The organism is Clostridium saudiense, from assembly GCF_000577815.1.
GTDB lineage: Bacteria > Bacillota > Clostridia > Clostridiales > Clostridiaceae > Clostridium > Clostridium saudiense.
In genome coordinates this window covers 25151-44039 of sequence record NZ_CBYM010000028.1, presented here as the reverse complement: position 1 = coordinate 44039, position 18889 = coordinate 25151, and the positions used below count along the sequence as shown (strand labels likewise).

At 24.3% G+C, this 18889-nt stretch carries 18 protein-coding genes; 12 read left to right on the top strand and 6 right to left on the bottom strand.

Going from position 1 to position 18889, the window contains the following annotated elements:
• Positions 1-96 precede the first annotated feature (96 nt).
• From TY07_RS12660 to TY07_RS12650, 3 genes are all read right to left on the bottom strand, one after another.
• Complete coding sequence (locus TY07_RS12660) at positions 97-705, bottom strand: ATP-dependent Clp protease proteolytic subunit (RefSeq protein WP_042400508.1); 609 nt, start codon at positions 703-705, stop codon at positions 97-99.
• Between the two features lie 126 nt (positions 706-831).
• Complete coding sequence (locus TY07_RS12655) at positions 832-1491, bottom strand: TIGR04100 family radical SAM protein (protein ID WP_042400506.1); 660 nt, start codon at positions 1489-1491, stop codon at positions 832-834.
• Between the two features lie 19 nt (positions 1492-1510).
• On the bottom strand, positions 1511-2341 hold the full coding sequence (locus TY07_RS12650) for a pyridoxamine kinase (RefSeq protein WP_042400503.1): 831 nt from the start codon (positions 2339-2341) through the stop codon (positions 1511-1513).
• A gap of 478 nt (positions 2342-2819) precedes the next feature.
• Between TY07_RS12650 and TY07_RS12645 the strand changes: the two genes are divergently transcribed.
• The 7 genes from TY07_RS12645 (at position 2820) to TY07_RS12615 (ending at position 7382) form a co-directional block, all read left to right on the top strand.
• On the top strand, positions 2820-4004 hold the full coding sequence (locus TY07_RS12645; protein ID WP_042400500.1) for a M20 metallopeptidase family protein: 1185 nt from the start codon (positions 2820-2822) through the stop codon (positions 4002-4004).
• A gap of 20 nt (positions 4005-4024) precedes the next feature.
• Positions 4025-4675 (top strand): helix-turn-helix transcriptional regulator, encoded by a 651-nt coding sequence (locus tag TY07_RS12640; protein ID WP_042400498.1) that lies wholly within the window; start codon positions 4025-4027, stop codon positions 4673-4675.
• Positions 4676-4796: 121 nt separating this feature from the next.
• A complete protein-coding gene (locus TY07_RS12635; RefSeq protein ID WP_042400495.1) occupies positions 4797-5555 on the top strand; it encodes a ligand-binding sensor domain-containing protein in 759 nt (252 codons plus the stop codon).
• A 126-nt stretch (positions 5556-5681) separates the two neighbouring features.
• Positions 5682-6212, top strand: a complete 531-nt coding sequence (locus TY07_RS12630) for a two-component regulator propeller domain-containing protein (protein WP_042400493.1) — start codon at positions 5682-5684, stop codon at positions 6210-6212.
• Positions 6213-6238: 26 nt separating this feature from the next.
• The gene (locus TY07_RS12625; protein WP_074431762.1) at positions 6239-6796 is read left to right on the top strand and encodes a sensor histidine kinase; all 558 of its coding nucleotides are present in this window, start codon (positions 6239-6241) and stop codon (positions 6794-6796) included.
• Positions 6768-7019, top strand: coding sequence for a hypothetical protein (locus TY07_RS12620; RefSeq protein ID WP_042400487.1), 252 nt, complete (start codon positions 6768-6770; stop codon positions 7017-7019). The genes TY07_RS12625 and TY07_RS12620 overlap by 29 nt, the downstream gene beginning before the upstream one ends.
• Positions 7020-7178: 159 nt before the next feature.
• Positions 7179-7382: a cysteine-rich CWC family protein gene (locus tag TY07_RS12615; RefSeq protein ID WP_042400485.1), complete on the top strand. Its 204-nt coding sequence runs from the start codon at positions 7179-7181 to the stop codon at positions 7380-7382.
• A 73-nt stretch (positions 7383-7455) separates the two neighbouring features.
• Here TY07_RS12615 and TY07_RS12610 read toward each other — a convergent pair whose 3' ends face one another.
• Entirely contained in the window at positions 7456-9180 is a 1725-nt protein-coding gene (locus TY07_RS12610) for a sensor histidine kinase (protein WP_042400482.1), read from the bottom strand.
• 197 nt (positions 9181-9377) lie between these two features.
• Between TY07_RS12610 and TY07_RS12605 the strand changes: the two genes are divergently transcribed.
• Complete coding sequence (locus TY07_RS12605) at positions 9378-10088, top strand: LytR/AlgR family response regulator transcription factor (RefSeq protein WP_042400480.1); 711 nt, start codon at positions 9378-9380, stop codon at positions 10086-10088.
• 518 nt (positions 10089-10606) lie between these two features.
• Positions 10607-11572 (top strand): sensor histidine kinase, encoded by a 966-nt coding sequence (locus TY07_RS12600; protein ID WP_172684746.1) that lies wholly within the window; start codon positions 10607-10609, stop codon positions 11570-11572.
• Between the two features lie 128 nt (positions 11573-11700).
• Here TY07_RS12600 and TY07_RS12595 read toward each other — a convergent pair whose 3' ends face one another.
• Positions 11701-13761, bottom strand: coding sequence for a tetratricopeptide repeat protein (locus TY07_RS12595; protein ID WP_042400475.1), 2061 nt, complete (start codon positions 13759-13761; stop codon positions 11701-11703).
• A 537-nt stretch (positions 13762-14298) separates the two neighbouring features.
• Here TY07_RS12595 and TY07_RS12590 point away from each other — a divergent pair.
• The 3 genes from TY07_RS12590 (at position 14299) to TY07_RS12580 (ending at position 18056) form a co-directional block, all read left to right on the top strand.
• The gene (locus tag TY07_RS12590; RefSeq protein ID WP_042400472.1) at positions 14299-16227 is read left to right on the top strand and encodes a sensor histidine kinase; all 1929 of its coding nucleotides are present in this window, start codon (positions 14299-14301) and stop codon (positions 16225-16227) included.
• Positions 16228-16387: 160 nt separating this feature from the next.
• Complete coding sequence (locus TY07_RS12585; RefSeq protein WP_042400469.1) at positions 16388-17059, top strand: HAD family hydrolase; 672 nt, start codon at positions 16388-16390, stop codon at positions 17057-17059.
• Positions 17060-17111: 52 nt separating this feature from the next.
• Positions 17112-18056: a CPBP family intramembrane glutamic endopeptidase gene (locus tag TY07_RS12580; protein ID WP_042400466.1), complete on the top strand. Its 945-nt coding sequence runs from the start codon at positions 17112-17114 to the stop codon at positions 18054-18056.
• Positions 18057-18125: 69 nt separating this feature from the next.
• On the opposite strand, the gene TY07_RS12575 is transcribed toward TY07_RS12580, so the two are convergent.
• Positions 18126-18854 carry a helix-turn-helix domain-containing protein gene (locus TY07_RS12575; RefSeq protein WP_052330723.1) on the bottom strand — a complete coding sequence of 243 codons (729 nt, stop codon included), beginning with the start codon at positions 18852-18854 and terminating at the stop codon, positions 18126-18128.
• Between the last annotated feature and the right edge of the window lie 35 nt (positions 18855-18889).

The window sequence follows — 18889 nt, the reverse complement described above, 5'->3', positions numbered from 1 at the left end:
CCCTAAATAAATTAAATATTGATAAAGTAATATGAGGAATAAGCTTTAGAATAAATAATATAAATATCTGGACCTTCAAGGTCCAGATATTTATATTTAATCACAAAGATCAGAATGCTTTGAGATAATTTTATTAACTAATCCATATTCTAATGCTTCGGTAGAAGTTAACCAATAGTTTCTGTCAGTATCTTTATTAACCTTTTCTATAGGTTGATTAGTTGCTTCACTAATTAAATTATTAATTCTAGTGCGGACTCTAAGTATTTCTTTTGCTTCAATTCCAATATCAGTAGCAGGACCGTTAAATCCACCTAATGGTTGATGTATCATATATCTTGTATTAGGTAATGAATATCTATTTTCTTTTTCAGCGGCAAGATATATAGTTATTCCCGCGCTAGCTACCCAGCCTGTACCAATCATAATAACCTTTGGCTTAATAAATTTAATGACGTCATGTATTGTATCAGCAGATTCAACATGTCCACCCTGACTATTTATAAATATTTTAATTGGTTCATCGCTTAATTCTTCAAGAATTAATAGTTTAGTACATACCTTCTCAGCTAATTCTTGATTAATTTCACCAGAAATAAAAATAGTTCTGGATTTTAATGATTTTTCTGTAAGTATACTAGAAAAATCTTTTGATTCTTCTTTGTATTTTTCATTATCATTTATACTTTGATTATAATAAAACATTATGGTAACACCTTCTTATCAATTAATATTGTTTTACTAATTAATAATATTAGTGACGTATATTAAATATGTATAATAAGAAAAAAAAGCGCAGACCATCAAATTAGATAATCTGCACTTAATATTTTATTCAAAAGGTCTAACTCTTAATTTTATACCTAAATCATCACATACTTTTTGGCTAGCCTTAATATCATCTTCACCAATACAATCAACTACAGTAAATACAACGTTTGGAATATAAGATTTGCATGATACTGCAAATTTTTTCATAGCTTCGTAAGATTCAATTCCAAATTTATTCTTAGTTATTTCATAAAATTCTTTAGCAGTTGGAGCATTAAGACTAATTGAAACTGTATCAATTAAATCTTTTAATAAAGGTGCAATTTCTTTTTTGTTAATTAAGTCGCCCAATCCGTTAGTATTTATCCTTGTTGGCATATTTGAATTTCTTTTCTTTATATATTTTGAAATTTCAATTATTGCATCTAATCTTTCTGTTGGTTCTCCAAAACCACAGAAGATAATTTCATCATAAAGGCTAATATCTATAGATTCAAACTCAGCAATTACTTCTTCAATTGTTGGTTCCTTTTGAAGCCATAAGCTATTAGTTTCAGCCATTTTTTTTGTCGTTCTTAAACAAAATGTACAGGCACAGGGACAACGATTAGTTAAATTCACATAAATATTTTTCTTTATTCCCCTTGCTTCCATTTCATCAATAGTTATATTTTTTAAGCTTATAAAATTACCCTTATCACTAGTATATAAAATAACCATTTAAACACATCCTTTTATATTATTTTAATTCAGTTAAAAATTCTTCAAAACAAACACCATAGCTTCCAGGTAAGTTTAAATCAGTAGTAAACTTTAATGATTTACTAATAAAGCTCGTAGCCTTTTCAACCGAAGACACAAAATCTTCTCCTTTAACAATACTAGCTGATACAATAGAGGAAAAAACATCACCGGTGCCTGAACGATCGCCACCTATTTTTTCAACCTTTATAATTTTAAAAGGTTTATCAGTTTCAAATATAAAGTTTTCTATTGCTCCTTGTCTTTGTAAACCCGTAATTACTATTTTACTTGGACCTTCAAGTGATAATCTTTCACATAAAGAATATAATTCTTCATGAGTTGGAGTTTCATTGGGATAAGGTAAGTCTAATAATCTACAAAGCTCAGTAAGATTAGGTGTTAAAACATCTGCATATTTTATTAAGTTTTGCATCTCTTTGCACATTTCATCTGTATAAGTGGAATAAAGTTTTCCATAATCACCCATAACGGGATCGATTAAGACTATATTATCTTTTGTTTTAAATTTTTCTAAAAATTCTATTACTATTTTTATTTGCTCTTTTGATCCTAAAAATCCAGTACAAATTCCATCAAAATTTAATCCTAGAGTTTCCCAATTATTTATATATTCTCTCATTTTAGGAGTATAATCTTCAAAGAAAAAATTATTGAATCCAGTATGATTAGATAGGATTGCTGTTGGTATAAAACAACATTGAACTTTAAGTGCTGAGATAATAGGTAAAGAAACTGCTATAGAGCATCTACCAAAGCCAGTTATATCATTTATAAGCGCTATTTTTTTCTGATTAAATCCCCTCATTTTTTTCACATCCTTTAAGTAATAATTATAAAAGAAGAGTATAGGAAAATCAATTTTAAAAGCTTTGTAACGATACAATATTGAAGTTACAAAGCTTATTAATTGATATTATATTAGAGTATTACTATCTATTTATATTTTTTATTATTAAGATATTTTTGTAGGAAATTTCATAAGTAATATAAATATTATAGGGGATTTTTTGTAAAGTGATAAAAGAAATTACTAATAATGACATAAAGTATTATTTTAAAGATAGAGTATTTGATGAATAAGTTTGAAATAATATATTTAAAAATAGATAAGATGGAGTAAACTTATGTTGTACAGTATATTAAAAGTACTATAAAAAATAATTTATATGTAAAATTTTTTTTAATAAAAAAATACGACTACAAATGTCGTATTTAAGGAATATTATATATAGTGAAAATGAATTAATGCATAAAAAGATTTTAATTTATAAGGAAGTGTAGACATGAATAAATTTATGGAACAAGCAAATTTAATAAAGGATGATATCGTAGAATTTAGAAGAACCATCCATAAAAATCCAGAGGTTGGGGATAAATTGCCTAAAACTAAAGCTTATGTAATGGATAAGTTAAAGGAGTTTGGTTATGAGCCAGAAGAGATATGTGAAAGTGGTATAGTTGCTACAATTAAAGGAAATAAGCCAGGTAAAACATTTTTACTAAGAGCAGATATGGATGCGCTACCAATGGCAGAAGCTACTGAATGTGATTTTAAATCAAATAATGGATGTATGCATTCTTGTGGACACGATATGCATACAGCAATGCTTTTAGGTGCAGCAAAATTACTTAGACAAAATCAAGATGAGATAGAAGGAACTATTAAACTAGTATTCCAACCAGATGAAGAAGGATTTACTGGAGCTAAAAAGATGTTAGCGGCAGGCGTACTTGAAAACCCTAAGGTTGATGCAGCTATGGCAATGCACGTACATTCTTCTACACCATCTAATGTTGTATTATGTGGTTTAGGAACTAGTATAGCTGGATGTAATAGATTCAGAATAGTTGTAAATGGAACAGGATGCCATGGAGCTATGCCAGAACTTGGGGTAGATCCAATAAATATAGCAGCACACATATATATATCTTTACAAGAAATTATTGCAAGAGAAATATCAGCTACAAAACCAGCAGTTGTAACAATAGGAAAATTTGTAGGGGGAGAAGCACCTAATATAATACCTGGAGAAGTTGTTATGGAAGGTACAATAAGAGCTTTAGATAAAGAAGTTGGAGAATTTATATTTGATAGAATGAAGGATATAGTGGAATCTACAGCTAAGATGTTTAGAGGAGAAGCTAAATTAATAGAATTATCATCAGTACCACCATTAACAAATGATACTGAACTAGCTAAGGAAGTTACTTCTTATGTAAAAGACTTAGTTGGTGAAAAGGCTGTGTGCTTATTTGAAGGTGGAGGAATGGGATCAGAAGATTTTGCATCTTATTCATATGAAGTACCAAGTGTTTACCTTATGTTAGGTGCTGGTACTAAGCAAGAAAATCCATTATATGGTGAACCAATGCATAATGAAAAAGTTGTATTTAACGAAGATATATTAGTTACTGGAGCCGCTATGCATACATATTGTTCTATTATGTGGCTAAAAAATAATAAATAAGAAATTTAATAGCAATAATTATGAGATTATTGGAAATTTTATTTTATTTATTAAGAAGTAGTTCTAAAGTTACAATTAAGGAACTTGCTACAGTTTATAATGTATCACCTAGAACGATTCAAAGGGATTTAGATAAATTATCAGTATTAGGTATTCCGATAATAATATATAGGGGAAAAAATGGCGGAGTTATTATAGACGGAGATTATGTAATAAACAGACAAATATTAAGAAATAATGATTATGAAAAGCTAATGTTTTCAATATATATTTCTGAAAATATAAGTAAGGATATAGAAGAGGCAAATTTAATTGATAGGTTTAAAATTTTGGATAAGGGTAACTCTACGAAAGCCCTAGAAAAATTAAAGGAGCATTTTATAGTAGATTTATATGATGAAAAGTTTGATGCTGAAAGTAATATATGTAAGGAAATTGATAAAGCTTTAGAAAATAAGAATTATATAGAGATAGATAGTAAAAAAGGTAAAATAACTTTACTTCCAATTTCTTATGTTTTAAGAAAAGAAGGACTATGTTTATATGGATATAATGAAGAATATAAATTACTTTTAATAAAAGATATATATAATGTTGTAGTTATAAATAAAAAATGTAAAGCTAACATAATTGATTATAGAATAAATAAAAAAAATATCAAAATAGTATAAAAATATGAAAAATAAGACATTAAATGTCTTATTTTTTTATTATCATTATAATTATTGGAATAATTATGAAAATGTAATTGTGTTCATTGGATAGTGATGGTAAAAGTGGAGAATGATATAAATGAAAAGAAACATAAAAAAAATAATATTATTTATTATGGTATTATTTAATTTATTAATTAAATATAATGTAGTTTATGCTGATAAAATAGAATTTTGTAATGAATCAACTGTACAGGAAAATAAAATAAATTTCAAAAATTTAACTGTAAATGATGGATTATCAAGTAATCTTATAACAGATATTTATCAAGATTCCATAGGTTATATTTGGATAGGTACAGAGGATGGATTAAATCAATATAATGGTAATATGCTAGTAAAATATTCTTATGAAAATAATACTGAAAACAGTATTGCATCACCACATATTACAAGTATAAATGAAGATAGACATAAGAATATATGGGTTGGGATAGAGTATGGATTAAATATTATCAACAGAGATAGAGATAAGATAATAAGAATAGGAGCGGAAGAAGGTAAGGACTCTGAATTATCTAATGGGGATATAACAACGATATATAGGGATAGTAATGATACCATGTGGATTGGAACTAAATATGGATTAAATAAATATGATGAGGTTAATAATAGATTTATAAAGTATTATTCAGATGGTAGCAATAGTAGCATAACTAATAATTACATAACTGACTTACAAGAGGATGATTTTGGATACTTGTGGATATCGACTATAGATGGAATAGCTGTTATGAATTTAAATACAAATTCTATATATAATAGCAAAAATGAAAATGATAAATTAGAATATGTATATGAAATAGATAAAAATTGTAAAGGAGAAATATGGATATAAGCTAAAAGTGGTATATTTAAAGTAATAAATATAGATTATGAAACAGGAAGTTTTAACGTTGATATTAGAATAGAAACAGAATTATATAATAATGTAACCCAATTATTACATAAAAGCAATGGAGATATGTGGCTTTCAGAAGGAAATGGGTTAATAAGATATATTATAAGTAGTAATAAAATAAAGATATATAATGCGGCACCTAATTATTTGTTGAGTAATTCAATAACATGTTTATATGAAGATAGAAGTGGAGTGCTATGGGTAGGTACTAATAAGGGAATTAGTATATTAAATATAGAGCAGCAATTTAGTAATACAATAAATAATATATTAAATAAATATGGAATATATGAAAGTAGTATAACAACATTTTGGGAAGATGATAATAACGATTTAAGGATAGGAACTGATGAAAATGGATTAATTAAGTTTGATATATCTGAAAATGATATGGTGAGATTTGTTTTTGATGAAAATGACATTTATTCTTTATTAAGTAATAAAATTAAGTGTATATTAGAAGGAAGGAACAATAATATAATAATATTAACTAAGTTTAATATTAAAGAAGAAAGCTTTATTAATTATTATGAGCAAGATGGATTAGCTAATGATTATATAAATAGTATAATTATAGATAATAGTATGAATTAAGAACACCATTAAATATAATTTTATCTGTGCTTCAATTATTAAATTCCTTAGAGGAGAAGGGAAATATAACTAGGGAGAAAGCTTTGTACTATATAGATGTAATAAAGAAAAGCTCTAATAGTTTATTAAGTATAATAAATGATATTATAGATAGTTCTAAGATAGAATCTGGTGCTTATAAAATAAGTAAACAAGAAAATATTGATATAGTATATTTAGTAGAAGAAACTGCATTAAATATGAGTGAGTATATTAACAATAATGGAATTGAATTAATAATTAATCCAGAAATTGAAGAATTACCAATATGTTGTGATTCAAAGGAAATAGAGAGATGTGTTGGTAACCTTATTGGAAATGCAGTTAAGTTTACAGAAAAAGATGGGAAAATTAAAGTTTTAATTAAAGAGCAAGATAATACTGTAAGTATTTCTATTGAAGATAATGGTCTTGGAATATCTAAGGATGATCAAGAATTTATATTTAAGAGATTTGAGCAAGGTGGTAATGTTAATTTATTGTATTGGGAGTCCTATTATAGGAATAATATTTACTATGAGTGGATATTATCAGGCCATTGGTAAAAATATTTATGCAAATATAATATCTATAGGAAGAGGGTTTGTATTTCAATTTATATTTACAGTAGTGTTGCCTCCTTTTATAGGAACTACCGGGGTATTTTTATCATTGCCTTTAGCTGAATTAATAACATTTATAATCTTAGGTGTTATAGTATTAATAGAATCACGTAAAAAGTCTATAACTTTGTTAAAAAATAAAAGTATATTGATAAATGTACCATAAAATTTATATGTGCATTCAGTAAATGTTTTTGTTTGCTGTTGAGAAGAGGCTTTATTTATATATTAATATGCATATAATAATTAATTATTAAGTATATTTAATAATTAATATGTTTATTATTAAATTATATTAGTAGAAATAAAAAGGAAGATGAAGATAATGAAAGTTGATAAAAGTATTTGCCCTATTTGTGGAAATCCCAATAATTGTGGATATGAAAATGGATTAACTCATGAAGGATGCTGGTGTGAAAAAATTAAAGTTCCTAAAGAGTTAAGAGAACAAATACCAGCAGAGTTAAGGGGAAAGGCGTGTATTTGCAAAAAATGCATAATGGAATATAAAGAAAAATTTAATAAGTAATTATATTTTACGGTATCTTTATTAAAAATAAAGATACCGTTTTTAGATATAAATATAATTTAATTAGACAATATTATATTGAATATATATCTGAAAATTCTATATTACATTTTTCAATTTTTGATGAAGGTGTACTTTGATTTAAAGTATCAAATTTTTCGCTATTAGTTAATTTTATTGGTAAATAAAAAATGAATTCTGCACCATTTTTAAAGTTAGGGTTGGCCCATATTTCACCACCATGCAATTCTATAAAGGATTTACACAAGAATAATCCAATTCCAGTTCCTTGATTTTTTTTTGTAAACAACTCATCACTTTGAATAAATCTGCTAAAGATTTTCTTAGAATCTGATACAGAAATTTCAGGGCCATTATTTTGAACATGAACAAAAAGTTTTTTTGATTCATAATCTGTAAAAATTTTAACTTTGATTTTTCCATTACTATCTGTAAATTTTAAAGAATTCGAAATTAGATTTAGTATGACTTTTTCTATTTTATCAGGATCGCATGAAAGAAAGACTTCTTCTTCATCAGTATCAAAGATTATTTCTTTATTGTTTTGTTCTAAATAATCGCATGTTGATAATACTATATTTTCGATTATGTTTATTATATTGCAATTAACTAATGTTAAATCAGTAAAATTATTTTCTAGCTTGCTACTATCTAGTACGTTATTGACAAGTCTTAATAATCTATAAGAGTTTTGTTTTAAAATATTTAAATATTTTAAAAGTGTATCGTTATCGATTTCACAGTTATCAGATAGTAGTTTTAGAAGCAATTGAATACTTGAAAGTATAATATTAATTGGAGTCTTAAACTCATGAGAAAGAGTAGCAAAGTAATTCATTTTACTTAAAAGTATCGAAGGAGAATATTCAACTGAATTAATCATATTTTTCTTAAAAACATACTTTTCAAACTCGTTTGTTACGTTAAAGCTTACTAAAAGTGAACTTAAATTGTCACATATGTCTTTAATGAGTCCTTCATTGTTTATTTGGTATTTAGTAATATTATCATAATTTATATGCAGTATGCCTATTACCTTATTTGCAAAGCATAATTCTTTAACTATAAATGATGAGGTATTTTTAGTAGTATATTCTTTTTTATAATATTTAGAAAGAATTGAATTTATATATTTATAGCGTTTAAATGAATTCGTTTTATTATCAATTTTTGATAATAGAGGTTCATCAATTTTAATAGTTATATTTTCATAAAAAATATTTTCGTTAATAGTGGATGAAGCATATGAGTTAATTACTGAATTATCACTATTAAATAGGAATATGTTTACATTCGAAGCTGCAAGTATAGTACATAAGTTATTTAATATTTCAATTATGAAATCTGAGTAGTTATTTTGGTTATCAATGTTAGTTTTTTTATATGTAATTTTTTTGAAGTCAATATTTGTTGTACTGTTTATATCTAGAGGTCTTGAAACAGTAACAACATTTTTTGAGTTAAGTAATGGAATTTTATAAACACTAAAAGGTGTATTTTGCGTTTTGTTTATGCCATATTCCTCTGTAAGTAAGGGAATTCCATTTTCTAAAGTTTTTTTATCAGATCTCAGATTTTTGTATGCTTCTCTACTATCTTTTAAATCAAAATCAGTTTTACCTATAATAGAGTCTTTTTCTAATGCGGAAATATCTGCAGCAAATTTATTAGTATAAATATATTTTCCTTCTTTATCTTTTATATAAATGCTACAGGGTAAAGAATCTAAAATAGTTTCTAAATCTTCTATAGTGTATAAGCGTTTAGTATCTATCATTAGTACCTCCATTCAGTTAATTAATGCATTTTACAAATAATGTAACACAAAAATGCATGAATTTATCCTTTTATTAATAAAAGGACTATTTATGTACATAAATGGCAATATAATATAATGAATTTTTATTGAAAATATAATGTGAATTGATATAATATACAAGACTATATTTAAGAATTATGCTTTATGGGGGTAAAATGTTTAAAATAGCTATATGTGAAGATGATAAATATCAAATTGATATTAACAAACTTTTAATAAATAAGTGGGCAGAAAAAAAAGAAATTTCACTTAGTATAAGGTCTTTTCTTTCAGCTGAAGAATTTATTATTAAGAATGAAAGTATTATAGAATACGACTGTATAATAATAGATGTAGGATTAAAAAAGATAAATGGAATAGAGCTAGCAAAAATAATAAGAGAAAATAATAAAGATGTTAGTATTATTTTTATTAGTGGATTAGAGCAATATATATCATATGGATATGATTTTGAAGCTATACATTATTTACTTAAGCCGGTAAACGAAGAAAAATTTTTAGTTTGTTTGGATAAAGCATGGAAGAAAAAGTGTTCATATAAAAAAGAAAAAGATATCATTACTATTAAGAGATTTGGTGATATTATAAATTTAAAATTTGACGATATAGCATATTGTGAATCTTATCAACATTATATAGAAATTAATACTAAGGATAGTAAAGTAATAGTTAAAAAGAAAATATCTGATTTAGAAAAAGAATTAGATGGAAATTTATTCATTAGAACTCATAGATCTTATATAGTAAATATTTCATATACAAAAGAGATAAAGAAGAATAGTATAATATTAAAAAATAACATTGAAATTCCAATTAGTAAAATGAAAAAGAATAAAGTAAAAGAGTTTTATTTTAAATATTTTTAAAGATATAAAAACTCATATTTTATAAAGTTATAGTAAAGTATGAGCTTTTATTTCTGAATGTAATATTTGTGAACTATTTAGCATATTTGATGAAAAAAATAGTTTTATACTTATAATTTATATATAATAATTTTAATAGTAAAAGAAATATAATAATAATTATGCAATTTAATATTAGGAGCGTATTGAAAATAATGCAGTTTATAGATTATTTTATTAAATTAATAATTTGTATATTTAATATAGGTACTACTTTATATTTTTTTGATAATGTACTAAATTATAACAAGACACTTAAAAGTAGTACTAGAGTATTATATGTTATAGTACATTTGCTTTTTTTATATGTAGGAACATATATAGGTGTTATTCCTACAATTATAGGGTATTACAGTATATTGTTAGTATGTGGAATTTATATAAAGGGAAGAATAAAGTTAATAAATTTTTTTTGGATAATCCAATTTGTGTCAAATTGTTTATCTGTATATTTTATAGTATATACTTTAGGAAGGCTATTGAGAAAGTATACTATATTAGCATTATTAAATCAAAGTTTCTTATTAGATGAAAGTTTACATTTGATTTCCGTATTATTACAGATTTTTATTATAAAATTTCATATAAAGCAAAAAGATTTTATTGAAAAATTTAGTAATAGTCAAATATTAATATCAAGTTTTATATTTATTATAATACAATTGTGTTTAATTATTCAATTATTAGATAATATAGGTATTGTTGCTTTTAATATAATTTATAAAACTGAAATAAGTATATTATTATGTTGCATAAATGGTTTTTTATATAAAATTTTAATAATTCTTTCTAAAGAAATTGAAGAAAAATATTTATTAGAAATGAGTATTAAACAAACAGAATTAGAAGAAAAATATATAAAAGAAATATCTGAAATATATACTAATATAAAATCTTGGAAACATGATTATAGAAATAATATAAATGTTATTTGTAACTTAGCAATTGCAAATGAACATAAGAAGTTGTTTGATTATATTGAGGAATTAGATAAAGAAATATTGATTGCTGAAGCTTTAATTTATACTGAAGATTTTCTTATAGATTCAATAATAACATCTAAATATTTATATGGAAATAGCAAAAAAATTGAATTTAATATTAAATCTGAAAAAATACGAAGAGGAAATATTTCGGATTTTGATATAAATATAATTCTTAGTAATATATTAGATAATGCTATAGAAGGTGCATTAAAATCTAAAGAAAAGATAATATACATTGATATATTTGAAAAAAATAATAATATTGTTTTTAAAATTAAAAATACTTTTGATGGAAAGATAAAAAAAATCAATGAAAATTACATAACAACAAAAGAAGGAAATATTCACGGATTAGGAATACATAGAGTAATAAGTACTGTAAATAAATATAATGGAGTTATTTATATGAATAATGATGAAAATATTTTTGAAAATAAAGTAATAATTCCTATAAACTAAAATAACGGATAATTTAAAAAGGCTAGTGTTATTAAAATAACAAATTAAGAGATTATAAAATAATAAAATGCAGCTATCTTAGATATTAAAAAGTAGCTGCATTAATTATTTAAATAAATCTAATTTTATTAGCTTACGAAACCATGTTTAAATTTAGTAATAAAATTTACTAGTTTATCCTTGGTTTTACTACTTAATGATAAGGAGTAACTTTCAGGATTTTCAATGACACTTATAGGAATAATAGATCTTTTCTTGCCTGACAACCTATCATTAATATTTTTTAAATATATATTAACAAATTTTAAATTTGAATTAAGTTTGCCTAATTTTTTAAAATATTTTTTTGCGTTAATTAAATTACCAGTATAGTAAAAGCTTATTGCATATTTAGTTAAGAAGTCTTCATTATCTAATAATAAACTACCAGCTGGAGTATTTACACTTTTATTTAAATAAATAAGTGCTTCTTTATAATTTTCAACTTTAGTTAATAATAAGGCTAAACTACATATAGAATAATAATCATCTTCTTTAAATGAAAGAGCAAGCTTGTAGTATTTGATTGCTTCATCATATAAGTTATTATTTAAACAATATTGACCATATATTTTGTATAACTCAAAATCACCGTTAAATAAATTTAAAGCAGCATTTAAATATTTTTCAGCATTTTTAGAATCAGAACAAACTGAGTCGTAAGCTAAGGAGCGTAACTCAATATATTCTTCTAAATTATCAGATTTAATATTTTTTAATGAATCGTAGCTTAATGATTCATTAAAATATAGTTTGTTAAATAATACATCAATCCTTAGAGATGGGTAAATAGACAATAATTCGTTATGCCTTGAGGTCCACCTAAAGTAATTATTTAAGAAATCATAAATGTTTTTAGGAATATTTTTATTAGTAGTTATAAATTTTATAGTTTGTTGCTCGAATAAATAAAATAACGCTTCGTTTGACGCAATAGGCAAAGATAATAACTCTTTCCAACTTTCCTCATTTACCCTAAGTGAAAAATTTTTATATATTTCTTTAAGCTTATAATTAAAAGGATCTATATAAGAATTAATGTACTTTTTATATACTGGAATAGTCAAATTATCTGAATTATCATCAGCAGAAATTTTATTTTTAATACTCTCTAATTCAAATCTTATTGATAGATCCCAAGGGCGTAAAATAAGTAATAAATCATACAAGTCTTTGGCTTTTTGTAATTCATAAGAATAGTGATAAGCATGAGCCAAATCTATAATTGCTTCAATATCAATAGAATTTCTAAGAAGCTTGATATAGCGCTCTAAATAAGAAATTGCACTTGAATATTGATTGTTTATGGTTAGTAAGTGACCGAATTTTGAAAGGCTGTATAAATCATTACTGTTAATGTTAATAGCTTCTCTAAAATAGTTTAATGCCATAAGATTATCATTTCTATTTAAATAGTAAGTTCCTATAATTTTTACTAAATCTAAATCTTTTGTATATATTGAATAAGCAGCAAATAGACATTTTTTTTCAGGATCTAAATTATTATTTTGTAATGATAAATATGCTTTTTCTCTAAGTTCAAGATATTCATCTAGTTTTTCAGAATTTATGCCATCTAAATAGTTATATGTTAATGGAAGTGGATTTTCTATGCAATTAATTAGAGAATCTACTAATTCTGATGAAAGCTTTGTTTTCAATTTAATCTTATTACTTGTCCATTTAAATTTAGAATTTAATAATTGATATACTTTATTAGGTAAATATTTATGTGAATTTAAATATTTAATAAGTTCTATATTTAAAGAATCAATAGAAGATGAAGTTTCCAAAATCGCGGAAGTCAATAAATTAATCCAAGGCTCAAGTTTGAATCTGAGCAGAGGATTTGTATAAATTTCATCAACTTTAATAATAAACTTTTCAATGGTATCAATAGATTTACTATCCATAGATGAGTTGATTACTGCTGATAAAATATCATAATTAGAACTTCCTAATAAAGATAAATTTAAATCACTGATTGATACTTTGGCTAAAGATAAAGCTTTATTATATGCTGATTTTAAAGTTTTAAAATCAATATTGTGATTATTACAATTTTTAGAATTACTTAAGTTAGAATAAGCCTCTTTAATTTTATCAATATTTTTAGTAGGGGTTATACCTAATACTGTCCAACAACTCATAACTATAAATTATCCTCCTATTCATCAAATTTTTAAATTATTATGTAGATTATAGATAAGAAAAATTGGTGAAAAATATAAAAAATACTATATACATATTCTATAATAAATAGAAAATAATGTAAAAATAAATAAAGACAAATATTTTTACATTATTTTTGGATGTTCAATAAATAATATGTAAAGAATACGAGAAAATGTGAAAAGTTGTAAAAAATAAAATTGTGAAAAGTATAATAATTGAATAATATAGAGAATTTAGAGAGAAAAAAATCATTAATAAAATTTACTAATAGATTAAGAGAATTTTTGGCAGATGAAGAAGAATATAAGGAGCGAAATAATGCTTGAATATATAAAATATATACTTAAGAGAAAATAATCTTGAAATAAAGGAAGAAGATATTTAGTAATAAAAGAAAAAATTATTTAAATACATTAAAAATAATTAAAAAGTTGTATAAATAATATGTACAAAAAAGGAAGAGGTGGTAGTATAATTGTATTAGATACATATTAAAGAATGTGGGGAAAAAGATGGGGAAAATTAAAAAAGTAATTTATGCCGTAATAATTTTATTTATAGTAGTATTAACAACTATGGAATCTAAGACTTATTATGTAAGTGCAACTAATAAGAAGCTAAATATATTATTTATTAGTTCTTATGATTTTAATTTTATTTCATTTGATGATCAAATAGCAGGGATAAAAGATGGCTTAAATAATAATGTCAACTTAAGAGTTGAGTATCTAGATTCAGAATTAATAAGAAGTGAAAAAAGTATAGAGAATTTTTATAATATAATTAAGTATACTATTGAAAATTATGATAGGTTTGATGCTATTATTACAGGTGATGATGAAGCTTTAGAATTTGCTTTAAAATATAGGGATGATTTGTTTAAGGGAATTCCAATTTCATTTTTAGGTGTGGAAAAATTGGATTTATTAGAAAAGGCGTTTGAGTATGATATGGTTTCAGGGGTTAGAGAGATGGAATCTATTTCGGAAAACTTGGAATTAATAAAATGCAATCATCCTAATGTGAAGAATATAGTATTCGTTAATGATGCAGGTGATAAATTTTATCCTGATATAGTAAAAGAATATTCAAATTTTGACTTCAGTGTAATTACTACTAAAGATATTTCACAAGAAGAATTTAAGGATATATTATCAGAGTTTAAAGATAATACTGCGATAATCTCATTGTATCCTGGTAAATTTAAAGATGGAAAAACTTTAAGCTATTTAGAGGTAAATAAAGTAATTACTGAATACGCAAATGATGTACCAATTTATAATATTTTAGAGTATGGTATCGGTACAGGCAGTATTGGAGGAAAAGTAGTTGACCATTATAAGCAAGGTGAAATGGCAGGAAGAATAGTTTTAAAGTTATTGCAGGGAGAAGAGCCTTTAAGTATATTCATAGATAATGATAATGCAAATAGTTATGTATTTGATTATGATGTGTTAAGGAAATATAATATTAGTAAAAAAAACTTGCCTAAAGATTCAGTAGTAATAAATGATCCAAGTGATATTATTGAGCAATATAAATTTGAAATATCAATAGTTATTGAATTTATTGTTTTTTTAATATTTATTGTATTTATCTTAATTAAATATATACTGTCTAAAAGAAAGTATGAAAAAAAGATAGTGAAGGCTATGAAAGAAGCTGAAGAGGGTAATAAAATAAAATCTCATTTTATTGCTAATATAAGTCACGAAGTAAGGACTCCTGTTAATGTAATATTATCTGCAATTAAGCTATTAGAAATAAATAAAACAACTGATTTGAATAAGTTAGCTATAATAAAAAGTAATTGTTTTAGATTAGTAAGGTTAATAAATAATGTTATAGATGTTGGAAAAGTTGAATTAGGAGACATAAAATTAAATCTAGTTCATATTAATATTGTAAATTTCATAGAATCTTTGGTAAATTCTATTTTACCATATGCGGAACATAAAAAATTAAGTGTAATATTTGATACAAATGAAGAAGATGTAATAATGAGAGTGGATGCTAATAAAATTGAAAGAACTATTTTAAATTTATTATCTAATGCAATTAAATTTTCTAATGAGGGTGGGGTCATAACAGTAAATTTGGAATTTACTGAAGATTTATTAAGAGTTGTTATTGAGGATAATGGAATCGGAATAAATTCTGAAGATAAAGAAAGGATGTTTGATAAATTTGTACAAGTTGATAATAGTCTTACAAGAAATAATGAAGGCTGTGGAATTGGATTAACTATTGCAAAATCATTTGTAGAACTTCATAAAGGAGTAATTAAAGTTACTTCTGAAATAAATAAAGGAACAAAATTCATTATAGAATTGCCAAGGTTTGAGCTTGATAAAGAAAGTGATGAATTTATTGAATTAAAAGCAAATAAATTAAAGCAAAAAACAGAAATTGAATTTTCTGATATATATATATATAGTTAGTAAACAAAATTATAAAATATGAACCTGCTCCAAGATATAAGATAGGAGTGGGTTCTTTTTTATTAGAATATATGAAAATTTAATTATGTTAATTTGTGGTATAATTAATAGAGTTATAAAATCAAAGTATTAAGATATGATTTTTATGGAGGAAAATTAGATGAAAATAGATATTAATAATATTAAGTCTATAATATTTGATATGGATGGAGTTATATTTGATACTGAATTAGTATATTTAGAGATTTGGTCAAAAGTCTTTGAGAAATATGGATATAAGCTACAAAAGGAGGTTTATGCTGAGGTCTTAGGAACAGGAAGGGAAAATGTAAAAAAAGTGTTTCTAAATAATTATGGAAATGAACTTCCAATAGATAAAATGTATAGGGAAAAGGATGAAGATTTAGAAAAAGCCGTAGATAAAGGAATTCCTTTAAAACAAGGTGCTTATGAAATTTTATCTTATTTAAAGAATAATAATTATAAGATTGCATTAGCAACTTCGGCATCAAAGGAAAGAGCATTAAAACAATTAAGATATGCTGATATAGAAAAGTTTTTTGATGTTATTGTATCTAGAGATGATGTAAAAGAAACTAAACCTAATCCTGATATATTTTTAAAAGCAGCAAAAAAGCTAAATGTTAATCCTAATGAATGTATCGTAATTGAAGATTCTAGTGCGGGTATCAAAGCGGCATTTAATGCAGGAATGGCAGGGATTCATGTTGTTGATTTAAAAGAACCTGACAATGAAATAATAAGAAACTGCTATAAAAGTTTTAATAATTTAAATGATATAAGAAAAGAAATTGAAATGCTTAGAGGATAATACTTATAATAAGGCAATATTTTTATATAATTATAAAAAAGGGGGAATTAATATGCTATTTAAGAATAAGAGTAATGAGATAAGAAGTGGTTGGAAGATATTATTGGTATTTCTATTAACATATGGGTTATCTTTTATTGTATCGATAATTCTAGGTATTGTTTTGGCGATAATAGGAAGTGTTACAGGTAATACAGAATATTTATTAACAGGAAATATAGATTCTATAATAAATAGTGAATTAATATTCTTAGTTTCTGTAGTATTAAGTAATTGTGTTAGTATAATTTCATGTATTATAGTGTGGAAATGGCTTGATAAAAAGAAAATAAGAGAAATGGGAGTAACATCTATTAAAAGAGGTAGGAATGAATTTTTAGTAGGTTTAGGGGTTGGTGCTATCACTATTAGTATAGTTGCAGTAGGAATTATATGTTTCGGTAATGTTGAATTTGTAAATCCGATAAACAAACCCAATATAAGTTTATCATTAATTTATGGGTTAATTTCATTTGTTTTTGTAGGTTTTGGTGAGGAGATATTATCTAGAGGATATATAATGAGTGTATTAAAGCAAACAAGGAGTAAGTGGGTTGTATTAGTGGGTCCTGCATTGATATTTGCAATGTTGCATTTAGCTAATAATGGAATTAGTGTTTTGGCATTTATTAATTTGTTTTTAGTTGGTTTATTGTTTGCTTATATGTTTATGAAATCTAAAAATATCTGGATGCCAATAGGATATCATATAACTTGGAATTATTTTCAAGGATATATTTGGGGATTTGGAGTAAGTGGAAATGATGTTCAAGGATTATATAAAATTAAAAATGTTAGTGATAATATAATAAATGGTGGTGCTTTTGGACCGGAAGGTGGATTAATGGTTACAATTATCATTTGTTTAACTTTTGGATTTGTATACTGGTATTATAAAGATGAAAACATAGATAATTTTATGGGGATTAAAATTAAGGAAATAATAGATTTGAAATAAAAGTAAAAACTAAAAAATTAACTACTTCCTATACAGTAAATTAGGAGGTAGTTAATTTTTTTTTATTTTTTATTTTTTATTTTTTAAATATTCATCTCTGAATTCTAACGGAGTTTTTGAAGTAATTTTTTTAAACACTGTACTAAAATAACTTTGATTATTATAACCAACAGATAATGAAACATCAAGCAAGGAGATATTAGGATTTTTTAATAATTCCTTGCTTTTTTCAATTTTATAATTATTTAAATAATTTATAAATGTAGAGCCGGTTTCTTTCTTAAAAACACTACAAAAGTAACATTTATTAATATTTAATTCACTACAAATATCATCTATTGAAATTTCGGTAGTATAATTTTTTTCAATATATTTAATAGCATGATTTACACATGGAGAATTATTTGTAGAGGTTTTATCAATACAAATGTGATTATCTATTATATAAGAATGCAATTTTATTATGTTATTTAACCATTCTTCTGTAAGTGTATTAATAGCATCAGAATAATTAGCATCCTCATTAATAGTATATGGACCTAGTAATAGATGCATTTTATTATTGTCATAATGATTAAATGTAATGCAAGTAAAGGCAATATCACTAGTAATATTTAATGAAAATGTATTAGAAGAACAATCGATATTTTTTAGTTTTTCTATAGCTTTTGATATATATAATGAATTATTAATATCTGAATCATGATTATAAGTAAAAACAGTTTCAAATTTATGATTTAAAACTAAGATAGGAACAGAAAGGCAATTAAAGAAACTAGTTAATATATTTGAAATCATTGAGATTAATATCCTCCCCATAAAAATTCTTTTTA

Bases quoted from the DNA above. Each gene is read 5' to 3' on its own strand.
- TY07_RS12660 (WP_042400508.1), bottom strand. From the start codon at position 705: ATGTTTTATTATAATCAAAGTATAAATGATAATGAAAAATACAAAGAA.
- TY07_RS12655 (WP_042400506.1), bottom strand. From the start codon at position 1,491: ATGGTTATTTTATATACTAGTGATAAGGGTAATTTTATAAGCTTAAAA.
- TY07_RS12650 (WP_042400503.1), bottom strand. From the start codon at position 2,341: ATGAGGGGATTTAATCAGAAAAAAATAGCGCTTATAAATGATATAACT.
- TY07_RS12645 (WP_042400500.1), top strand. From the start codon at position 2,820: ATGAATAAATTTATGGAACAAGCAAATTTAATAAAGGATGATATCGTA.
- TY07_RS12640 (WP_042400498.1), top strand. From the start codon at position 4,025: ATGAGATTATTGGAAATTTTATTTTATTTATTAAGAAGTAGTTCTAAA.
- TY07_RS12635 (WP_042400495.1), top strand. From the start codon at position 4,797: ATGAAAAGAAACATAAAAAAAATAATATTATTTATTATGGTATTATTT.
- TY07_RS12630 (WP_042400493.1), top strand. From the start codon at position 5,682: ATGTGGCTTTCAGAAGGAAATGGGTTAATAAGATATATTATAAGTAGT.
- TY07_RS12620 (WP_042400487.1), top strand. From the start codon at position 6,768: ATGAGTGGATATTATCAGGCCATTGGTAAAAATATTTATGCAAATATA.
- TY07_RS12615 (WP_042400485.1), top strand. From the start codon at position 7,179: ATGAAAGTTGATAAAAGTATTTGCCCTATTTGTGGAAATCCCAATAAT.
- TY07_RS12610 (WP_042400482.1), bottom strand. From the start codon at position 9,180: ATGATAGATACTAAACGCTTATACACTATAGAAGATTTAGAAACTATT.
- TY07_RS12605 (WP_042400480.1), top strand. From the start codon at position 9,378: ATGTTTAAAATAGCTATATGTGAAGATGATAAATATCAAATTGATATT.
- TY07_RS12595 (WP_042400475.1), bottom strand. From the start codon at position 13,761: ATGAGTTGTTGGACAGTATTAGGTATAACCCCTACTAAAAATATTGAT.
- TY07_RS12590 (WP_042400472.1), top strand. From the start codon at position 14,299: ATGGGGAAAATTAAAAAAGTAATTTATGCCGTAATAATTTTATTTATA.
- TY07_RS12585 (WP_042400469.1), top strand. From the start codon at position 16,388: ATGAAAATAGATATTAATAATATTAAGTCTATAATATTTGATATGGAT.
- TY07_RS12580 (WP_042400466.1), top strand. From the start codon at position 17,112: ATGCTATTTAAGAATAAGAGTAATGAGATAAGAAGTGGTTGGAAGATA.
- TY07_RS12575 (WP_052330723.1), bottom strand. From the start codon at position 18,854: ATGATTTCAAATATATTAACTAGTTTCTTTAATTGCCTTTCTGTTCCT.